The organism is Duganella zoogloeoides, assembly GCF_034479515.1.
In the GTDB taxonomy this organism is placed as follows: Bacteria; Pseudomonadota; Gammaproteobacteria; order Burkholderiales; family Burkholderiaceae_D; genus Rugamonas; species Rugamonas zoogloeoides.
Window position 1 is genome coordinate 825,149 of the sequence record NZ_CP140152.1, and the last position, 18,551, is coordinate 843,699.

Annotated in this window: 18 protein-coding genes, 1 tRNA gene and 1 pseudogene; 14 read left to right on the forward strand and 6 right to left on the reverse strand. The window is 58.9% G+C overall.

Annotation, left to right across the window (positions count from 1 at the left end):
- Positions 1-59 precede the first annotated feature (59 nt).
- The 5 genes from SR858_RS03665 to SR858_RS03685 all read left to right on the forward strand — a co-directional run bounded on the left by SR858_RS03665 (position 60) and on the right by SR858_RS03685 (position 4,812).
- On the forward strand, positions 60-2,582 hold the full coding sequence (locus tag SR858_RS03665) for an alkaline phosphatase D family protein (RefSeq protein WP_040377932.1): 2,523 nt from the start codon (positions 60-62) through the stop codon (positions 2,580-2,582).
- Between the two features lie 58 nt (positions 2,583-2,640).
- Positions 2,641-3,027: a methylglyoxal synthase gene (locus tag SR858_RS03670; RefSeq protein WP_019923090.1), complete on the forward strand. Its 387-nt coding sequence runs from the start codon at positions 2,641-2,643 to the stop codon at positions 3,025-3,027.
- A 39-nt stretch (positions 3,028-3,066) separates the two neighbouring features.
- On the forward strand, positions 3,067-4,041 hold the full coding sequence (locus SR858_RS03675; RefSeq protein ID WP_019923089.1) for a quinone oxidoreductase family protein: 975 nt from the start codon (positions 3,067-3,069) through the stop codon (positions 4,039-4,041).
- Complete coding sequence (locus SR858_RS03680; protein WP_019923088.1) at positions 4,038-4,529, forward strand: DUF6328 family protein; 492 nt, start codon at positions 4,038-4,040, stop codon at positions 4,527-4,529. The genes SR858_RS03675 and SR858_RS03680 overlap by 4 nt, the downstream gene beginning before the upstream one ends.
- 103 nt (positions 4,530-4,632) lie before the next feature.
- On the forward strand, positions 4,633-4,812 hold the full coding sequence (locus tag SR858_RS03685; RefSeq protein WP_019923087.1) for a CsbD family protein: 180 nt from the start codon (positions 4,633-4,635) through the stop codon (positions 4,810-4,812).
- Between the two features lie 89 nt (positions 4,813-4,901).
- On the opposite strand, the gene SR858_RS03690 is transcribed toward SR858_RS03685, so the two are convergent.
- Complete coding sequence (locus SR858_RS03690; RefSeq protein WP_040377931.1) at positions 4,902-5,588, reverse strand: DUF4136 domain-containing protein; 687 nt, start codon at positions 5,586-5,588, stop codon at positions 4,902-4,904.
- A gap of 209 nt (positions 5,589-5,797) precedes the next feature.
- Between SR858_RS03690 and pepN the strand changes: the two genes are divergently transcribed.
- From pepN to SR858_RS03710, 4 genes are all read left to right on the forward strand, one after another.
- Complete coding sequence (gene pepN, locus SR858_RS03695; RefSeq protein ID WP_019923085.1) at positions 5,798-8,446, forward strand: aminopeptidase N; 2,649 nt, start codon at positions 5,798-5,800, stop codon at positions 8,444-8,446.
- Between the two features lie 116 nt (positions 8,447-8,562).
- Positions 8,563-9,564 carry a class 1 fructose-bisphosphatase gene (locus tag SR858_RS03700; protein ID WP_019923084.1) on the forward strand — a complete coding sequence of 334 codons (1,002 nt, stop codon included), beginning with the start codon at positions 8,563-8,565 and terminating at the stop codon, positions 9,562-9,564.
- 105 nt (positions 9,565-9,669) lie between these two features.
- A tRNA-Thr gene (locus SR858_RS03705) sits at positions 9,670-9,745 on the forward strand.
- Between the two features lie 194 nt (positions 9,746-9,939).
- A complete protein-coding gene (locus SR858_RS03710) occupies positions 9,940-11,190 on the forward strand; it encodes a tyrosine-type recombinase/integrase (protein ID WP_019923083.1) in 1,251 nt (416 codons plus the stop codon).
- On the opposite strand, the gene SR858_RS03715 is transcribed toward SR858_RS03710, so the two are convergent.
- Positions 11,138-11,458 (reverse strand): helix-turn-helix transcriptional regulator, encoded by a 321-nt coding sequence (locus SR858_RS03715; RefSeq protein ID WP_019923082.1) that lies wholly within the window; start codon positions 11,456-11,458, stop codon positions 11,138-11,140. The two genes, SR858_RS03710 and SR858_RS03715, sit on opposite strands and share 53 nt — an antisense overlap.
- 404 nt (positions 11,459-11,862) lie before the next feature.
- Here SR858_RS03715 and SR858_RS03720 point away from each other — a divergent pair, with 404 nt between their 5' ends.
- From SR858_RS03720 to SR858_RS03730, 3 genes are all read left to right on the forward strand, one after another.
- Entirely contained in the window at positions 11,863-11,985 is a 123-nt protein-coding gene (locus SR858_RS03720) for a hypothetical protein (RefSeq protein WP_322534412.1), read from the forward strand.
- Positions 11,986-12,898: 913 nt separating this feature from the next.
- Complete coding sequence (locus SR858_RS03725) at positions 12,899-13,117, forward strand: hypothetical protein (RefSeq protein WP_322534413.1); 219 nt, start codon at positions 12,899-12,901, stop codon at positions 13,115-13,117.
- Positions 13,078-13,305 carry a hypothetical protein gene (locus SR858_RS03730; RefSeq protein ID WP_154819977.1) on the forward strand — a complete coding sequence of 76 codons (228 nt, stop codon included), beginning with the start codon at positions 13,078-13,080 and terminating at the stop codon, positions 13,303-13,305. Before SR858_RS03725 ends, SR858_RS03730 begins: the two co-directional genes overlap by 40 nt.
- Positions 13,306-13,610: 305 nt before the next feature.
- Here the strand turns inward: SR858_RS03730 and SR858_RS03735 are convergent, their stop codons facing one another.
- Positions 13,611-13,910 carry a Txe/YoeB family addiction module toxin gene (locus SR858_RS03735; RefSeq protein WP_084670057.1) on the reverse strand — a complete coding sequence of 100 codons (300 nt, stop codon included), beginning with the start codon at positions 13,908-13,910 and terminating at the stop codon, positions 13,611-13,613.
- Positions 13,873-14,160 carry a type II toxin-antitoxin system Phd/YefM family antitoxin gene (locus SR858_RS03740; protein ID WP_019923079.1) on the reverse strand — a complete coding sequence of 96 codons (288 nt, stop codon included), beginning with the start codon at positions 14,158-14,160 and terminating at the stop codon, positions 13,873-13,875. The genes SR858_RS03735 and SR858_RS03740 overlap by 38 nt, the downstream gene beginning before the upstream one ends.
- A 261-nt stretch (positions 14,161-14,421) precedes the next feature.
- On the opposite strand from SR858_RS03740, the pseudogene SR858_RS03745 reads away from it, so the two are divergent.
- Positions 14,422-14,946: pseudogene (locus SR858_RS03745) on the forward strand (IS110 family transposase); the annotation flags it as partial.
- Between the two features lie 804 nt (positions 14,947-15,750).
- On the opposite strand, the gene SR858_RS03750 reads toward SR858_RS03745, so the two are convergent.
- The gene (locus tag SR858_RS03750; protein WP_322534415.1) at positions 15,751-16,101 is read right to left on the reverse strand and encodes a transposase; all 351 of its coding nucleotides are present in this window, start codon (positions 16,099-16,101) and stop codon (positions 15,751-15,753) included.
- 17 nt (positions 16,102-16,118) lie between these two features.
- Between SR858_RS03750 and SR858_RS03755 the strand changes: the two genes are divergently transcribed.
- Complete coding sequence (locus tag SR858_RS03755; RefSeq protein WP_322534417.1) at positions 16,119-17,675, forward strand: tetratricopeptide repeat-containing protein; 1,557 nt, start codon at positions 16,119-16,121, stop codon at positions 17,673-17,675.
- Positions 17,676-17,782: 107 nt separating this feature from the next.
- On the opposite strand, the gene SR858_RS03760 is transcribed toward SR858_RS03755, so the two are convergent.
- Complete coding sequence (locus tag SR858_RS03760) at positions 17,783-18,190, reverse strand: TIR domain-containing protein (protein ID WP_051120344.1); 408 nt, start codon at positions 18,188-18,190, stop codon at positions 17,783-17,785.
- Between the last annotated feature and the right edge of the window lie 361 nt (positions 18,191-18,551).

Consider the following 18,551-nt stretch of genomic DNA (forward strand, 5'->3'; position numbering starts at 1 on the left):
TGCTGTCATATACCGGTGTTAGCCTTTATTTTTTTATACTGTTGCAAAGGCGGAACGACATGGACAGAAGGCGGTTTTTGAAGTGGGGCGGTTTTATTACGGCGTCGGTAGCGACCGGCGCCGGCCTGGCCGGCTGCGGCGGCAGCGATAACACCGTCGTGGTGGGCGACACCGGCGCGCCGCTGGTTACGGGCGCCTGGAAATTCCCGCAAAGCGTGGCCTCGGGCGACCCGCGCGCCGACAGCATCCTGCTGTGGACGCGCGCCGTGCCGGCTGCCGCCGACAATGTCGCCGTCGCGCCTGCGGACCAGGACGGCGCGATCCGCCTGCTGGTAACCGCTGGCGACAACAGCGCCGCACTGGGCTCGAACGCCGTGCTGGCGGGCTCCCCGGTGGTGGACGTGCACCTGCCTTTGCTCGGCCAGTACGACAACACGGTGCGCCACAAGGTGACGGGCCTGGCGCCGGGCGCCGTCTATTACTACCAGTTCGTCGCCGGCGACAACCGCTCCAACGTGGGCCGCTTCAAGACTGCGCCAGCCGCCACCGCCGACGTCGCGCAACTGCAGTTCGTCTATATGACCTGCCAGGACTGGAGCGTGAACCACTGGGGCGCGATGACGTCGATCGCCGCCGAGCCGCTCGACTTCATTGTCCACTTGGGCGACTACATCTACGAGACCGTGGGCGACGATTTCCAGCTGGGCGCCGTGGAAAGCCGCCACGGCGCGCTGACGCTGCCCGACGGCGTGGCCAAGGCGGGATCGAACACAGCCAAGTACGCCAACACCCTGGCCGACTACCGCTACCTGTATAAACAGTACCGCACCGACCCGCGTTTGCAGGCGCTGCACGAGCGGTTTGCCTTCATCGCCGTATGGGACGACCACGAATTCACCGACGACGCCTGGCAGGACGCGCAAACCTACGACGGCAGCACCAATGCCGACGGCACCGACCTGCACCAGTCCAGCCGCCGCCGCAACGCCAACCAGGCGTGGTTCGAGTTCATGCCGGCCGACGTGTCGTTCGACGCGGCCGACAGCTCGTTCCAGAACATCCGCATCTACCGCGATTTCCAGTTCGGCAAACTGATGCAGCTGGTGATGACCGACCAGCGCCTGTACCGCTCCGACCATATCATTCCCGAGTCCAGCATCAATCCCGCTACCGGCAAACCGCTGGGGCGCATCGGCTCGCGCTACCTGGTGCCGCAGCAGACGCTGGCCGCTGTCGAAGCGCAAAAAATCGCCGGCGCCACCGCCGCAGGACAGGCGCCGCTGTCCGGTGTCTCCATCCTTGGCAACACCCAGCGCCAGTGGTGGATGGACAAGATGAAGGCCGCCACCAGCACCTGGAAGTTGTGGGGCAATGAAGTGTCGCTGCTGCGCATGGGGATGAACGGCATTGATGCGATTGCCACGCTGCTGGCCCTGAACGCCTTAACTGCCGTGGCCGCGCAGGTGGGTACCACGGCAGGCGCCACTGGCGGCAACGTGGCGCTGGCCGGCGCGATCGTCGCTGCAGCCATTGCCGGTGCGACTGCCGGAACCGCTCAAAATGGCGCGGTCGCCATCATGACGGCGGCCCTGTCCGGTGGTGCGGCGCAAGCGCAAGCGGCAGCGGGCGTTGGCGCTGGCTTGACCGCCGCCCAGGCAGGGCTGGCGGTGGCGGTATATGCGGCGGTGACCACGGCCGCCGCTGGCGGCGCTGTTACTGCTGCGCAGGCCGGCGCAGCGGCGCAGACCATCGCGTTCGGCTACATCAAGCAGGATGTGCAGGCCAATGGCGCCGCCTCGAGTTTCGTTGCCGCGTCGGGCAAGCAGGCGGCGCTGGCGCCGTTCTTCGCGCGCTTCCTGCTCAACTGCGACCAGTGGGACGGCTACAACGGCGAGCGCAAGGCGTTGATGGCCCACCTGAAGTCCAACAACATCGGCAACGTGGTGGCGCTCACCGGCGACATCCACGCCTTCTTTGCCGGCACCGTGAACGACGACTTCGACGCTGCCGGCGGCGGCACGCCGGTGATGGTCGATCTGGTTTCGGCCGGCATCAGCTCCGATTCGTTCTTCAGCTACCTGCGCGATGCAGCATCCGCGCTCGGCGACATCGGCACGCTGGTGTCGTACCCGCTGGCCATTCCCGTGCCGGGCGTGGGCACGGTGAGCCTGAACTTCAACCTGCTCGACTACACCATGGGCAAGGCCGCACCCACGCTGGCGCAACTGCTCGATCAATTGCGGGTGCAGCTGCGCGGCGCGCTGGCCGCGAAAGGCGTGGCGGAAGGCGTGCTGGAAGCGACCGTGACGGCGGTAATGGCCGGCCTGCAGGCCAGCAGCGACTTCAATACCAGCCTGCTGGCGCTGGCGCAGCAACTGGCGGCGCTCGGCAATAACGGCTGGATCAAGCACCTGAACACCGATGCGCAAGGCTACACGCTGGTCACGCTCACGCCGGGCCGACTGGTGGCGCAGTTCCGCCAGGTGAACAAGCTGGTGGGCACCAGTGCGCCGGCCACGCTGGTGGCGCGCACGACGACTGCCACCGTGACGGCGGGCGTGGCGGCAGTGGTCGTCGGCTAGCTGTCAAGAGGGCAATCCGGGCTGGTATCATCTGTAAATCATATAAACGGATGAGACCATGAAAACCCGTATTGCCCTGATTGCGCACGACAAGAAAAAAGATGACATGATCCTGCTGGCCGGCCAGTACCGCGCGTACCTCGCTACCTGCGACCTGGTGGCGACTGGCACCACCGGCGGGCGCCTGGCCAACGAGCTGGGACTGGCCGTGGACCGCAAGCATTCGGGCCCGTTCGGCGGCGACCTGCAAATCGGTTCGATGCTGGTGCAGGGCGAGATCGACTGCGTGATCTTCCTGCGCGATCCGATGACGCCGCAGCCGCACGAGCCGGACATCAACGCCCTGGTGCGCGCCTGCGACGTCCACAACACACCGTGCGCCACCAACGTCTCGTCGGCGCACCTGGTGCTGTCCCAATTGCAGCTGCGCGCTGCGACCGCGTAACGCGCGCTACACTGCCACCATTACATACTGGAGCAAACGATGACCAAGGCAATTCGTATTTCCCGCCACGGCGGCCCCGAAGTCATGGAACTGGTGGACGTGGACCTGCCGGCGCCGGCCCCCGGCGAGGCGCAAGTGCGCCACGAGGCCATCGGCCTCAATTTCATCGACGTCTATCACCGCACCGGCCTGTACCCGCAACCGCTGCCGGCCGGCCTGGGCATGGAAGGCGCCGGCGTGGTCGAGGCGGTGGGCGAGGGCGTGACCGAAGTGAAGGTGGGCGACCGCGTGGCCTATGCCGGCGGCCCGATCGGCGCGTACGCGCAGGCGCGCAATATGCCGGCGTCCAGGCTGCTGGTGCTGCCCGAGAACGTGGCGTTCGACACCGCTGCCGCCATGATGCTGCAAGGCCTCACGGTGCAGTACCTGTTGCACCGCACGGTCGCGCTCAAGGCCGGCGACACCATCGTGTTCCATGCCGCTGCCGGCGGCGTGGGCCTGATCGCCTGCCAGTGGGCCAAGGTGCTGGGCGTCACTTTGATCGGTACGGTGGGATCAAGCGAAAAAGCGGCGCTGGCCCTTGAACATGGCGCCGCCCACGTCATCAACTACAACACCGAGAATTTCACGGAACGGGTGCGCGAGATCACCGGCGGCAAGGGCGTGCGCGCCGTGTACGACTCGATCGGCAAGGACACCTTCATCGCCTCGCTCGACTGCCTGGCGCCGCTGGGCACCATGGTCAGCTTCGGCAACGCATCGGGCCCGGTGGAGTCGTTCGCGCTGGCCGAACTGGCCAAGCGCGGCTCGCTTTACGTGACGCGGCCGTCGATGGCGGCGTATCTCGCCACGCGTGAAGAACTGGAAGCGGCGGCGCGCTCGCTGTTCGGCGTGGTGACCAGCGGCGAAGTAAAAGTGGACGTGCGCCAGCGCTACGCCCTGGCCGACGTGGCCCAGGCTCACCGCGACCTGGAAGGGCGCAAGACCACGGGCTCGACCATCCTGCTGCCATGAGCCGCCAAATCTTCGACGAAAACGAAGGGCGCCATCGCCAGGAGGATGACGACGAGGACGACGGCGATTTTTCGGACATGCTCAGCGAAATGCGCATCCTGCTGCCGGGTGCGCAGATGCTGACGGCCTTCCTGATCATCCTGCCGTTCAACGGCGGCTTTGCGCGCATCGTCCATAGCGAAAAGCTGCTGTTCCTGGCCACCTTCGTGCTGTCGCTCACCAGCCTGGTGTTATTGAGCGCGCCGGCGGTGCAGCACCGCATGATGCGGCCCTTGAAGGACCGGGCCCGCTTCAAGCGCGTGGCCACCAAGCTGATGGTCAGCGGTTCGCTCACGCTGGCCATTGCGCTGGTGCTGGGTACCGATTTGGTGATCTCGGAGGTGTTTGGCGCCAAGGTGGGCATCATTACTTCCGGCCTGGTGGCGTTGTTGATACTGGTGGTCTGGTGGTGGATGCCGAGGTACCTGAAAAAGCATGCCGGCGTGTAGTCAAGGTTTTTGTACGCAAGCGTACAGACGGGTTTGCTAGCGGGAAGTATTCTGGTCTCAATGCAAAGCCATTCCGGCTGTTGCCCAGACCAGGAGTCACATCATGAACAAAGACCAAATCGAAGGCAAACTGAAAAACATCGGCGGCAAAATTCAAGAAGGCGTTGGCGACCTGATCGACAGCCCTGAGCAGGAAGCCAAAGGCCTGGCCAAGCAAGGCGAAGGCAAAGTCCAGGAAAAAGTGGGCGACCTGAAAGAAGCCGCTAAAATCGCTACCAAGTAATTGGTTGACGTAAAAGAAAAGCGCCTGTGTGCAGACACAGGCGCTTTTCTTTTGTCCGTCGTTCCCGCGCTGGCGGGAACGACTCAACCTCAATTTGCCTTGACGGCAGGCTGGCCAGCCACCACCGTATCGACCTTCGGATCGATGGTGATTTCCACCCGGCGCGGCACACCGCTCTGCCCCGGGAAGCCGGTGAACGCGCTTTGCACCAGCGCCGGCATCACGTGCGGCGTGGCAGCGACGTTGCTGGTGTTTTGCACCGTCACGTCATACAGCTTGCGGCCGCTGGTGGTGTTGATGGTCACGCGCAACTGGCGCTGGTACTGGTGGCGTATGCGTTCTTCCACGCCGAAACCGTTGTAGCGGAACGGATCGTAGAACGGGCTGTAGGCCCAGCGCGAATAGCCCCAGCCGTAGCGGCCATAGCCGGGACGGCCCCAGTACGGGCTGCCCCAAGGCGCGCCCATGAACGGATCTTCGCGGATCACGCGCACCGGCTGGTCGATGGTCAGGTATTTCATGCCGACCAGCAGGTTGGGCTGCTGGCCTTCGTCGGCCTGCTGGAAGCCCAGCTTGCTCAATTCATTACTCACCAGCACCTGGTAGCTGCGGAATTCCAGCGTATCGTCCACCCCGCGCGGCGCCTCGAAGGCATAGGTCTTGGCCTGCAGGTCTGTCGGCCAGGCGTTAAAAGCGGTAACGTCGCTGCGGATAGTGGTGGCGCAGCCGGTCAACAACATGACGGCGGCAGTCGCCAGGATGGCGAGATATCTCATGATAGGCCTCTTAAAAACGGAAAAACGCGGGAAAGACGGTATGTCCAGTACTACAGTTTACGTCGCACACACAGACTACGCACCATTATTACAGAATGTTACGGCGGCGTGGAAATCAGCAACTTTCGACCGGCCTTGAGGAAAATCAAGCGTCGGGCCGGCGCTGATATTGGTAAAATAGACTTTTGCCTAACGTCCAACACAATCCCATGCGCACCGATAGCAGCCCACTGACGATTTACCGCAAAGATTACACCCCTCCCGCCTTCCTGGTCGATACGGTTGAACTGGGCTTCGACCTGGACCCCAACCGCACCATCGTTGCCAACCGCATCACCATGCAGCGCAACCCGGCAGGTACGCACACTGATATCGTCCTGCACGGCGAGGAAATTGAGCTGGTGCAACTTCGGCTGAACGGCAAGGTGCTAGAAGCGGGCGAATACCAGATCGACGGCGTGCTGCTCACGATTAAAGACGCGCCCGAGCACGTGGTGCTGGAAATCGAAACCCTGTGCGCGCCGGTGGAAAACACCACCTTGTCCGGCTTGTATGTGTCGAACGGCAACTTCTTCACCCAGTGCGAAGCCGAAGGCTTCCGTCGCATCACGTATTTCCCCGACCGTCCGGACGTGATGGCCAGGTACACCGTGATGCTGCGCGCCGACAAGGCCATGTACCCGGTGCTGCTGTCGAACGGCAACCTGGTCGAAGAGGGCGACCTTGGCGACGGCCGCCACTATGCCAAGTGGGAAGACCCGTTCAAGAAGCCGTCGTACCTGTTCGCGCTGGTGGCAGCCAGGCTGGTGTGCCAGGAAGAGACCTACACCCTGAACTCGGGCCGCGACGTGCTGCTGCAAGTGTGGGTGGAGGACGGCAATCTCGACAAGACCGATTACGCCATGCAGTCGCTGAAAAACTCGATCCGCTGGGACGAAGAACGCTTCGGCCTCGAGCTCGACCTGGACCGCTTCATGATCGTTGCCGTGGGCGACTTCAACATGGGCGCGATGGAAAACAAGGGCCTCAATATCTTCAACACCAAGTTCGTGCTGGCCAACCCGCGCGTGGCCACCGACATCGATTATGCCGGCATCGAAGCGGTGGTGGGCCACGAGTACTTCCACAACTGGACCGGCAACCGCGTGACGTGCCGCGACTGGTTTCAGCTGTCGCTCAAGGAAGGCCTGACCGTGTTCCGCGACCAGGAATTTTCCGCCGACATGATCGGCAGCGACAGCGGCCGCGCCGTCACCCGCATCGACCAGGTGCGCACCTTGCGCCAGGCGCAGTTCCCGGAAGATGCCGGCCCGATGTCGCACCCGGTGCGTCCCGACTCGTTCGTCGAGATCAACAATTTTTACACCGTCACCGTGTACGAGAAGGGCGCTGAAGTCGTGCGCATGTACCAGACCCTGGTGGGCCGCGACGGCTTCCGCAAGGGCATGGACCTCTATTTTGAGCGCCACGACGGCCAGGCTGTCACCTGCGACGACTTCCGCGCCGCCATGGCCGATGCCAACGGCCGCGACCTGCGCCAGTTCGAACGCTGGTACAGCCAGGCCGGCACGCCGGTGGTTACCGCGCGCACCCGCTACGATGCCGTCAAGCGCAACTTCGACATCATCCTGAGCCAGCGCAGCAACCATCCCGACCAGCTGCCGTTCCACATTCCCGTGGCCGTGGGCCTGCTGGGCGAAGATGGCCGCGACCTGCCGCTCACGCTCGACGGCGGCACCCACGAGAAGGGCGCCACCACCGTGGTGCTGGAATTGACCGAACACGAGCAGATTTTCCGCTTCCGTAACATCGACGAGCGGCCCACGCCATCGATCCTGCGCGATTTTTCCGCGCCGGTGATCCTGGAATACGACTACACCGACGACGAACTGCTGCACCTGTTCCGCCACGACAGCGACCCGGTCAACCGCTGGGAAGCAGGCCAGCGCCTGGCCATGGCGCGCCTGCTCAAGCTCACCGCGCAGGTGGCAAGCAAGCATGACAAGCCGCTCAAGCTCGATACGACCTTCCTCGACGCCCAGCGCGCGCTGCTGATCGACGAGTCGCTCGATCCGGCCTTCCGCGAATTGGCCCTGATACTGCCATCCGAGGGCATCATCGCCGAGCAGATGGACGTGGTCGATCCGCACGCGATCCACACCGCGCGCCAGTTCATGCGCCGCACCATCGGCACCGAGCTGCGCGCCGAACTGCTGGCCCAGTACCACGCCAACCAGACCCCGGGCGAGTACAGCCCGGACGCACTGTCGGCCGGCAAGCGCGCGCTGAAAAACCTGTGCCTGTCGTACCTGCTGGTGGCGCCGGACGCTGTCACGCAGTCGCTGGCGCAGCACCAGTGCGAACAGGCCGGCAACATGACCGACCGCTTTGCCGCGCTGGTGGCGCTGATCCACAGCGGTCTTGATGCCAGCGCCTTCCTGCAACGCTTCTACGACGATTTCGCGGGCGAAGCGCTGGTGATCGACAAGTGGTTCGCCATGCAGGCCGCCACGCCGACCACCGACGTCGCCGCCGTGCGCAAGCTGATGGCGCACCCGGCTTTCACGCTGAAAAACCCGAACCGTGCGCGCAGCCTGCTGTTCAATTTCACCAACGCCAACCCGTCGCAGTTCCACGCGGCGGACGGCAGCGCCTACGCCTTCTGGGCCGAACACGTGATCAAGCTCGACGCGATCAACCCGCAAGTAGCCGCCCGCTTCGCGCGCAGCATGGACCGCTGGCGCCGTTACGCCCCGGCGTTGCAAGCGAAGATGAAAGCCGCGCTGGAACAGGTTGCCGCCCAAACCAAACTCTCGAACGACGTGCTGGAAGTGATCACCAAGGCACTCGCCAATTAAATTAAAGCCAGGCCCGCGCCCGTCGCTCCGTCATCCTCGCGCACGCAGGGATCCATAGAACGCCGGCGCAGCCCACATCATCAGCCAGTTTAGAAATTCCACATAAAAGGAAGCCCATGAAACGCATCAGCCTCACCCAATACCTGGTCGAAGAACAGCGCCAGAACAACTCCATCCCCGCCGAACTGCGCCTGCTGATCGAAGTGGTGGCCCGCGCCTGCAAGACCATCAGCCACGCCGTCGGCAAAGGCGCGCTGGGTGAAGTGCTGGGCACCGCCAGCACCGAGAACGTGCAAGGCGAAGTACAGAAAAAACTCGACATCATCTCCAACGAGATCCTGCTCGAAGCGAACGAGTGGGGCGGCCACCTGGCGGCGATGGCGTCGGAAGAAATGGAAACCATCCACAAGATCCCGAACCGCTATCCGAAAGGCGAATACCTGTTGACGTTCGACCCGCTGGACGGTTCGTCGAACATCGACGTCAACGTCTCGATCGGCACCATCTTCTCGGTGCTGAAAGCGCCGGAAGGCATGACCGAGCCGACCGAGCAGGACTTCCTGCAGCCAGGCAGCCGCCAGGTTGCCGCCGGCTACGCCGTGTACGGCCCGCAGACCATGCTGGTGCTCACCACCGGTAACGGCGTCAACTGCTTCACCCTGGACCGCGAGATGGGGTCGTGGGTACTGACCCAGCGCGACATGCAGATCCCGGCCAAGACCCGCGAATTCTCCATCAACGCCTCGAACGCGCGCCACTGGCACGCGCCGGTGCAGCGCTACGTCAATGAATTGCTGGCCGGCGAAACCGGTCCGCGCGCCTCGAACTTCAACATGCGCTGGGTAGCCTCGATGGTGGCCGACGTGCACCGCATCCTGAACCGCGGCGGCATCTTCATGTACCCGGCCGACACCCGCGACACCTCGATGCCCGGCAAGCTGCGCCTGATGTACGAAGCGAATCCGATGGCCTTCATCGTCGAGCAAGCTGGCGGCGTAGCTACCGACGGCCAGCAGCGCATCCTCGACATCCAGCCAACCAAGCTGCACCAGCGCGTACCAGTCTTCCTGGGCTCGCGCGAGGAAGTGGAAGTGGTGACCGGTTATCACAAGGGCTGATCGCCACTGATCCGTTGATAGCCAGGTTATTTTTGCACCACGGCCAAAATTTATTGGTTTTGGACTAGCGTGGTGCGAAGGTTCTTTGTTAGAATGCGGGTCGTCGCCGCTTTAGCTCAGTTGGTAGAGCAGTTCATTCGTAATGAAAAGGTCGCCAGTTCGATTCCGGCAAGCGGCACCAGAACTCAGCAGTAAAAAGTGTCAAGAAGTCTCGAAACCCGCCTCTCTCATAGGGAGCGCGGGTTTTTTGTTGTCTCGTGGTTTACCGGGGTGTAGCATGAAATCCAGGGTCCGTGAGGGACAAATTGGCGCTTGTCCCTCACGAAAAAAGTTGGTCCCTCAATCGGCGCCGCACCCGGAATGGGATTGAGCACCATGACACTCACCGACCTTTTTATCCGGAAACTCAAGCATTCCGGCAAACCCAGTGGCGACAAATACAGCGACGGCCGCGCGCTGTACCTGCTGGTCAAGGAGTCCAACAAGTACTGGCGGATGAACTACCGCTTCGATGGCCGGCACAAGACGCTGGCCCTTGGCATCTACCCCGAGGTATCGCTGGCCGAGGCGCGCGAATTATGCGCCGACGCCCGCAAGCTGCTGCGCGCCGGTGTCGATCCGCGGGCGCCGATCATCGATCCGTACGAGCAGCAGCGCCGCCAGGATGCGCAAAACACCTTTCGCGCACTGGCCCTCCTGTGGCTGGCGAAGATGGACGCCAGCCGCAGCACCGCCACCCAGGAGAAGGTGCTGGCGTGGCTGGAGCACGACGTCTTCCCGTACATCGGCAGCCTGCCCGTATCAAGCATCAAGCCGCGCGACGTGCTGGGCGTGGTGCAGCGGGTGGAGGCGCGCGGCGCCGTCGATTCGGCCCACCGCATCAAGCAGCTGTGCGGCCAGGTGCTGCGTCATGGCGTGGCGATCGGCTGGTCCGAGCGCGACGTGACGCCCGATTTGAAGGGCGCGCTGATCGCCGTCCCGCGCACCAATTTTGCCGCGATCACGGAGCCGAAGGAACTGGCGGTCCTGCTGCGCGCCATATACGCCTACAACGGCCATATCGTGGCCGTGTCGGCGTTAAAACTGGCGCCGCTGGTGTTTGTACGTCCGGGCGAATTGCGCGCCGCAGAATGGCGCGAATTCGATCTCGATGGCGCCGCGTGGCGCATCCCCGCCGCCAAGATGAAAATGCGCATGGAGCACATGGTGCCGCTGTCCACGCAGGCGCTGGAGATACTGCGCCAGCTGCGCCGCATCACGGGCCACGGCAAATACGTGTTCCCCAGCCTGCGCACCGAGCAGGCCTGCATGAGCGAGAACACCATCAACGCTGCCTTGCGCGGCATGGGCTTTGCGAAAGAGGTGATGACGGCGCACGGCTTCCGCGCCACGGCGCGCACGATCATGGACGAAGTACTGGGGGAGCGGGTGGACTTGATCGAGCACCAGCTGGCGCACCGCGTGATCGACCCGAATGGCCGCGCCTACAACCGCACCGCGCACCTGCCGGCACGCGCCGCGATGATGCAGCGCTGGGCCGATTACCTGGACAAGCTGCGCACCGGCGCCGACGTCATTCCTCTTCGCGCCGTTGCGGCTCCCGGCTCCGGTCCCGGTCCGCAGTAACCGCCATCTCCTTCGCTGCGCCTGGCCTTTGGCGCGGCGCAGCGTCATACGCCGGTCCGCGCTGGGCGATGCGCGCCTTGAGCCACTGCGCCACATCTTCCTGCAACCAGCCCACCCACCGCGCCGACAGCTTGACCGGGGCAGGGAAGGCGTGCAGCTTGATCTCGCGGTACAAGGTGGCGCGCGACAGCCCGCACAGCTGCAGCACCTCGCGGATGCGCAACATGCGCGTGGTGCCGGGCGGGCTATCGGTGTGGCTGGTGTTCATGCGGTGTCTCCTCGTCTCGGCAGGTCTAGCCACAAAGTAGGCCGCCGACTGCCAGCCGGGTTTGTCGCAGCGCCAGCTTGTAGCGACTTGCGCCGGAAAGATGGCGCACGCTTGAGCTTGCCCAATGCTGCGAAAAGGAAACTGGTGTTTTAACTTCCTGCCTGAATCTTTTACCTACGGCATCATCCGCCGACCCTCCCGCGCTGCGCCGGCACAGTCCGGCTGCAGATGCGCCTCAGTTCGCTAAGCCGTACTCATCCAGAACAACGCTGGGGCCGTCTCAGGCCCGCAGTAATAGTAATAATAAGAATAATAAGAAGAATAATAATATTATTATTATTATTATTTGATGAGCCCCGAAGCTGCGACGTGGCAAGACGACATTGCCGCGAGGCCGAGCCATCATGAGCGCGGACATTGGCCGTACGCACAGCATCGTCCACGTTGCCGATACGGGGCATGAGCAGGGCGGCGGCACCCAGTTGCTGACGGTGGGTGCGGTGCGTCGGCGGGCACGCGCAGCATGAACAACGTCGGCGCCGTCATGCAGCAGCGGTGCCGCACGCACCTGGCAGGTCGGCAGTTGGAGCCGGTTCAGTCCTCAATAATCTGAAATCCATGCCTGCGGATTTATCTGTTGCCTGAGTTTCGGTCAGAACCCTGCCAAAACCGCGCAAAAACCCGCTCAAACCGGCCAACCTACCGGACACTTTCGTGAATCAATCGACGCTGAGAGCCGGGCAGGATAGGTGAAGTAGGCCTACACGCGGGCGTGTATTCCTCCATCACAACTCCTTATTCGCACTTCGTGCTCAACGGAATCCTGCTCTGCGAGGCTGGGTAGCAGGAGTGGGGCAATGCTCAGCGCGTGTGCGACCGGATGCAGATTGTCACCGGCGCGGTGATCAGCATGTGCCGGTCAGCACCCATCGCGGCAAGCCGCGGTGACGGCAGCAACTTTCGGCACCTTGCCGCCTCAGGCTACCGCGTGACCAGTGCGGGCGATTTGCTTGAGCAGCGGCAAGCCCGCCACCTCTGCGGCTGATTCTCCCTGGCATTAACCTGATTTGCAGAGGACCGGTTCGTGTTAACGCGAAAATCGGGCGCAAAGCCAGTGCTGGCGCGGGTTTGCGGCCCAACCGGAGGTTGCGTGATGTGTGAGAGATTGGCAGGGGCGCGGGGAAGCCCCGCACCAGGCCAGGAAGACGGTTTCCAGAGGCTGGAATGCCCCTGCGGTATTTTCGGCAGGGCACGAACGGGCACAAATGGGCTACGCGCAGGCTACGAATGAGCTACGGATAGGCTACGGATGAGCTACGGATAGGCTACGGATGAGCTACGCATACCCAAGGCACATGACGAGGTGGCGCTCACCGACGGCGTGTACCTGCACCGGCGCCTGAAGGTTGACGGCCAGCCCGAATGTGCGGTCTGAAGCGCTTGACGGCCGAGGAACTGGCCATCGATATCGAGCGCCAGCCAGCGCAAGCGAAGCGCACCCTGGAGGCGTTGGTGGAGGCTGGCCTTGCGCAAACCCACGGCATCAAGCATGGCCGCACCTACACGCTTGCAGCCGGCGTTTATCAGGCTGAAGGAGCAATGCTGCTTTCACGCGGCAGATGGATTTTAGCAATCCCCAGCATGAGCAGCCGGTGCTGAGCTATGCCCGCCAGCATGGCGCGATTCGACGCGCCGAACTGATTGAACTTTGCCGTTTATCCGAGGGGCAAGCAAAAGCCCTGCTCAAGCGGATGAAAGTAAATGAACTGCTGTGGCTGGAAGGGGCGGGCCGCCCCGCCTCCTGCCGGCTCGTTCCCAAGGTAGGAATTGTGCCTAAACGGATGTAATCGGATGGCTTTGGATGGTTTTGGACGTCCAAATTTTCTATAGTCCCAATGAAATAAAAGGCTTAGCGATTTTAATGGATATTTATGCATTGGGAATTGGACGACGTCCGATGTCCATTTGTTGAGCTGTTAACCGCGATAGGCTGGTGCTATGTGGACGGTGACCTGGACTAACCCGCCAAGACCGGCCGCGCCAGTTTCGCCGAGGCGGTGCAGGAAGGCACGCTGCGCCGCCCGCAATACGCCCTCGATAGAGCCGGACGAGTGCAGAAAAAATGGCGCAGGATTACGCTGCGCCATTGTGCTTAACTGTAGTGGAAGCGGCAGGCGACGATGTGAAGCGTGCCTTCCAGCATGGCGTACACCAGACGGTGCTCTCGATCAATCCGCCGAGACCAAAGTCCCGTCAAATTTCCCTTGAGTGGCTCCGGCTTGCCGATGCCTTTGAAGGGATCGGATTTGCAGGCGTCAATCAGTTGATTGACCTTCTCGGCCAGCAGCGGATCGGTTTTCTGCCAGTGCAGATAGTCTTCCCAGCCATTGTCCGTAAATGATACTGCGGACTGTTTAGCTTGTTCTTTGTTGCTTGCCTTCTTGTTTTTCATGCCGGATCAGCTCCCGTTTTCGGGCCTTACCAGCTTTCAGCTGTTCCATGGACTCCAGCAGCCGGTTGGCGTTTTTCGGTGAACCGAGAAGATACAGCGTTTCCTCGATGCTATTGAAATCGGCTAGCGACAGCATCACTACGGCCTCACCGCTTTGACGGGTGATGATGGTAGGGCTGTGGTCGGTGCAAACGTCGTCCATCACAGCTTTAAGCCCGGCGCGTGCCTCGCTAAAAGTTAAGATGTTCATTTGATCTTTGCCTTTCTCGACCAGGGTTCGCGACCAGCGACGGGCTCCCCGGTCCTCCGTGTAATTCCTCGAGGGGAAATATGAGTGTCTTCCAGCTTGTTGCTGGGAGAGTGATACTGAGGATGACGCTAACGATAAAATAAGGCGGTGATTTCGCTGGCTACTCATTTCTCACCGTTTGGAAAACATTGTACGTATATCTGTACTACAAGTCAACGCGGTACGGATTTTTGTACAACAATGTACTTAGGCAATGGCACCATGAAGATTACAACGACCGGCACCGACTTGGCAAAGGCCTTTTTCAAGTTCACGGCGTAGATGCGCAGGGTAAAGCCGTGCTCAAGAAGAAAATCAAGCGTGACCAGCTCATCGCGTTCTTCACGAGCGTGGCGCCATGCCAATCGGGATGGAAGCTTATGGCAGCGCGGTATCAGGATGTCGAACAGTAGGCGGTGCTGGCGGTTCACCGGGTCAGGCAAGGCATGGTGACGGAGCGTAGAGCCCAGGCCAATCAGATCCGTGGTTTGTTAAGCGAATTTGGTCTGATTTTTCCAGGGAATTGCGCACATTCACAAGTCCGTGCCAGCGATGGTCGAGCATCCCGGCGATGCGTTGCCAGGCGCATTCCGTGCGCTGGTGCAGCGGATGCTTGACCATCTCAAGGAACTCGATCGCCAGGTTGGCGAACTGGAGCAGCAGATCCAGACATGGCACCGCGTCAGCGCACTGAGCCGCAAGCTGGAAAAAATACCGGTTGTTGGTACAATCACGGCCAGTGCATTAGGGAACCTCGAATTACCGCTGATCGCGGCTATGCACTGAGCATGTAGCGGCCCGAAGATCAGCGGCCCCGCCAGATCAAATTGATTTGGTGATGTATGGCGGTCCGGATCCGCCATTTTCTTGACAGTCCAGACGGACTTCGGGCGTCAGAACGCCACGACTCCGGCCTCCTTTAGATAGACAAACCGGCGGAAATTGTAGATTGCCGCTTTCCAGTTCAGATGCAGCGTGGCACGCCCCAAGCCAATTGAGCGCAGCGTGTTGCCGCCCAGTTGGACCAGACCCACAAAAACATGCCGGGCGCGCGCACGCGGTCAATCGGTGCGGCGGTGCATCGCTCCTGCGCCTCGGACAGTGCTTTGTCCCTGCTGCCTTTGCGCTGATGTGCATGCGCCAGCCTTTGCTCTTGAGCCGTGCTTCGCGCTCACCGTCGATCTAGCCTTTGTCGGCTTCGATGTCACGGCTGGTGTTGGCCAGATCGATCACCGCTTCGAAGTGCAGCGTGTCGTGTGCGCTGGCGGCGCTGACCTTGATCTTGATCTTGCGAATGGGTTTGTAACGCTTGTCGGCATTGGTCGAGACCTTGTCGCCGAAACAGGACTTGCCGTGCTTCCTGGCCCAGCGTGCCTCGACATCCTTCTAGCGTCGTTTTGCCAGCGACCAGTCGGCCGGCATGGCCTCGTCGGCGACGATTTCCTTGTCCTCCTTCCTGATCGACTGCTTTGGCGTGTGAGCGATGCTCGCGGCGGTCATTTGGCGCAACGTGCGATATAGCGATGCCGTGACAATTGACGGTTGACTGCATCAAACACGGTCGCGCTGGCGCCAACCTTGATCATTCGCTGCTTGAACGTCGAGATCGTGATCGCGGTCGGGAATCTGGCTGATTGTGCGCAGGCCGACAAATCTCTGGAAACTCAGCCGGTCAAGTAGCTGGAACTCCATCGGCTCGTCGCTGAGGTTGAACAGTTGCTGGATCAGCAGCACGCGCACCATCAGTTCAGTGGGAAACGGTGGACGACCGCCGCGCTGCCGGCTTGGCCGGGGCGCTGCATAATTGACCGATTGGGCAAGCGCAGCGAAGTTGACATGTTGGTCGAGGAGCCGCAGGTATCGCCAAGCTCGTTGAGCTTCGCTTCGCGTTCCTGGCAGCAAACAGGCTGTGTTTGATCATGGAAACCAGGTCAGAGTCGGTCCGCCAACATCATGCCAGAACTGGGGAGGCTTTTCGAGGTGCCTTGCAGAGAACTTCCAAGTACCATAAAAATGCGAAAATATATGCACAAATCGCTTTTTATCCATCGACAAGTACTGCCATTTTTTGTAGACTTGGTGATGAATTTTTTATTAATAAAATTCGATATCTATATTATTTAAAAATTACTAAATTAAAGGATCGAGTATTTATGAGTAAAAAATCAAATCCCTCTTCAAATGAAGGTGATCAGGATCTGAAGTTGTGCTTTGTGATTATGGGATTCGGAAAGAAAACTGATTATGATACAGGCAGGACTCTTGATTTAAATGCTACATACAATGAGATAATAAAGCCGGCTGCTACTGAAGCGATGTTTCGATGCATCCGTGCTGATGAGGTTATGCATTCTGGAATTATTGACTTGCCAATGTATGAGATGCTTCTCCGTGCAGATTTGGTTATTGCAGACATCTCTACGGGGAATGCGAATGCCATTTATGAACTTGGAGTTCGGCATGCTCTAAGGCCATTTTCTACAATAATAATGAAGGAAAGCAAAGGAAAAATTTATTTTGATCTAAATCATGTAAATACATTTACATATGATCATCTAGGTGAAGATATTGGAGCTAGCGAGGCTAGACGTGCTAAGGCGGAACTTAAATCTCTAATAGATGCCATAGTGGCGACGCCACGAGCTGACAGTCCTGTTTATACTTTTATTCCTCGTCTCATTCAGCCTAAGCTCTCTGATGAGCAATTTGAGGCTCTTGTTCAACAAACTGAAGATAATGAAGAGAATTTTTTCAATATTATTCAGGAGGCCGAAGCTGCACTTCGCGAAGATCGTTTCCCTGATGCGGTCCGAGGATTTTCCGCTGCTGTTGAGCTTAAACAAGGTGATCCATATTTGGTACAACAACTTGCTCTGGCTGTTTATAAAAGCCAAGAGCCGAGCAAAATAGCTGCATTGGTGAATGCTCTTAAAATAATATCAGAGCTCAATCCAAGTGATTCAAATGATCCGGAGACTTTGGGAATTGCCGGAGCGATTCATAAGCGATTATGGAAAATAACTTCTGATATAGCTGAGTTGGACTTGGCAATTTCGTTTTATGGTAGAGGTTTTGAAATACGAAGAGACTATTATACAGGTGAAAATTATGCGCTTTGCCTTAATTATAGAAGTGAATTAGAAACTGATGTTGCTGAGAAAATTTATTTTGAAATTGGAGCTAGGAAGGCTCGTGAGCAAATTCTTGAAATATTAAATGAGATAAAAAGTGGTCCAGATTTTTCTGAGCGGTCGGATAAGAAATGGATTTTCGCAACACTTGCTAATGTTCTATATGCCCTCGGAAAGGTGGATGAGGCAAAAGTCCGAGAGTCTCATTTTTATGCTGAGAAAGAAAACGGAAATTTGGCTCAATGGGAAATTGATACATATGAGTTAGGTAAAGCGGAAGTTTTTGAAACCGTTCTAAAGAAGAAGAAACGACAGAGAAATAGAAAAATAGGGGTGCAACGTTGATTGGTTTTAATTTTCCAAATCAATAAAAAGCGAGCAGTTAGTTTATTTTTGAAAATAAATATTCTATTTGTTTAAATAAGCTAAAGCTCGCCAGTTTGGGTGAATTTTTAAATATAATCTCTAACCGCTTGAATTATGCTAGAACCTTGCCAATTAACAATTACGTTTGAAGCTTCTTGTACTTTTAGAGGCATACGTTCTTGCCCCCAGGGTTTTATGCCAATAATGATCTTCCCTAGCCGCTTTGCTTCTCCGATTTCGTAATCAATCCATCCACTGTGGGCTGCGTACATGCCTGCGATTAGCAGTACTCCCTGAGCAGGGTTGATTTGCCTAGTAATTCCTTCACAGAGTCCTTTTGTTGTATTTTCTTTAAGTGCGTCAGTGCTAGGAATGCTGCAATTTTTCCAGCTAAAGTTTGGAGCTTCGTTGAACCACTTGACAATTGTTAAGTATGCGTCGTCGTACTTCCAGGCATGACTGATGAACAACATCCTTGTTTTTAAATCTGGCATTTTTACTCTTCCTTAAGTTTTGGAACCTTAGTGTATCATGGAGTATTGCCAAAAAAAATATGCATTTTAAGATCACGGTTTTCATTAATCATATTTTTCTGAAATTTCAAATCTAAGGATTATGAAACGTGTGTTTGTGCGCCATTTAAATAGTCGGGCCTGAACAAATCCTAACCGCTTGATTCTGCCGCCAAAAAAGCGAAAAACAGTAGCTGTGATTTGCAAGCTTTGGCTAAAATGGTGGCAATCCTTGCAAATTTCAGAGGCATGAATGAGAACGAAGCCAGCTGGATCACAAAGCGCAGACATGTTCCGCAAACGGCTGGATGAACTGGTCAACCTGCTGCATCCACTGGCACAA

What these genes read in the sequence shown, in the direction of transcription:
- SR858_RS03665 (WP_040377932.1), top strand. Translation starts at nt 60, where the DNA reads ATGGACAGAAGGCGGTTTTTGAAGTGGGGCGGTTTTATTACGGCGTCG.
- SR858_RS03670 (WP_019923090.1), top strand. Translation starts at nt 2,641, where the DNA reads ATGAAAACCCGTATTGCCCTGATTGCGCACGACAAGAAAAAAGATGAC.
- SR858_RS03675 (WP_019923089.1), top strand. Translation starts at nt 3,067, where the DNA reads ATGACCAAGGCAATTCGTATTTCCCGCCACGGCGGCCCCGAAGTCATG.
- SR858_RS03680 (WP_019923088.1), top strand. Translation starts at nt 4,038, where the DNA reads ATGAGCCGCCAAATCTTCGACGAAAACGAAGGGCGCCATCGCCAGGAG.
- SR858_RS03685 (WP_019923087.1), top strand. Translation starts at nt 4,633, where the DNA reads ATGAACAAAGACCAAATCGAAGGCAAACTGAAAAACATCGGCGGCAAA.
- SR858_RS03690 (WP_040377931.1), bottom strand. Translation starts at nt 5,588, where the DNA reads ATGAGATATCTCGCCATCCTGGCGACTGCCGCCGTCATGTTGTTGACC.
- pepN (WP_019923085.1), top strand. Translation starts at nt 5,798, where the DNA reads ATGCGCACCGATAGCAGCCCACTGACGATTTACCGCAAAGATTACACC.
- SR858_RS03700 (WP_019923084.1), top strand. Translation starts at nt 8,563, where the DNA reads ATGAAACGCATCAGCCTCACCCAATACCTGGTCGAAGAACAGCGCCAG.
- SR858_RS03710 (WP_019923083.1), top strand. Translation starts at nt 9,940, where the DNA reads ATGACACTCACCGACCTTTTTATCCGGAAACTCAAGCATTCCGGCAAA.
- SR858_RS03715 (WP_019923082.1), bottom strand. Translation starts at nt 11,458, where the DNA reads ATGAACACCAGCCACACCGATAGCCCGCCCGGCACCACGCGCATGTTG.
- SR858_RS03720 (WP_322534412.1), top strand. Translation starts at nt 11,863, where the DNA reads ATGAGCGCGGACATTGGCCGTACGCACAGCATCGTCCACGTTGCCGAT.
- SR858_RS03730 (WP_154819977.1), top strand. Translation starts at nt 13,078, where the DNA reads ATGGATTTTAGCAATCCCCAGCATGAGCAGCCGGTGCTGAGCTATGCC.
- SR858_RS03735 (WP_084670057.1), bottom strand. Translation starts at nt 13,910, where the DNA reads ATGAAAAACAAGAAGGCAAGCAACAAAGAACAAGCTAAACAGTCCGCA.
- SR858_RS03740 (WP_019923079.1), bottom strand. Translation starts at nt 14,160, where the DNA reads ATGAACATCTTAACTTTTAGCGAGGCACGCGCCGGGCTTAAAGCTGTG.
- SR858_RS03755 (WP_322534417.1), top strand. Translation starts at nt 16,119, where the DNA reads ATGGAAACCAGGTCAGAGTCGGTCCGCCAACATCATGCCAGAACTGGG.
- SR858_RS03760 (WP_051120344.1), bottom strand. Translation starts at nt 18,190, where the DNA reads ATGCCAGATTTAAAAACAAGGATGTTGTTCATCAGTCATGCCTGGAAG.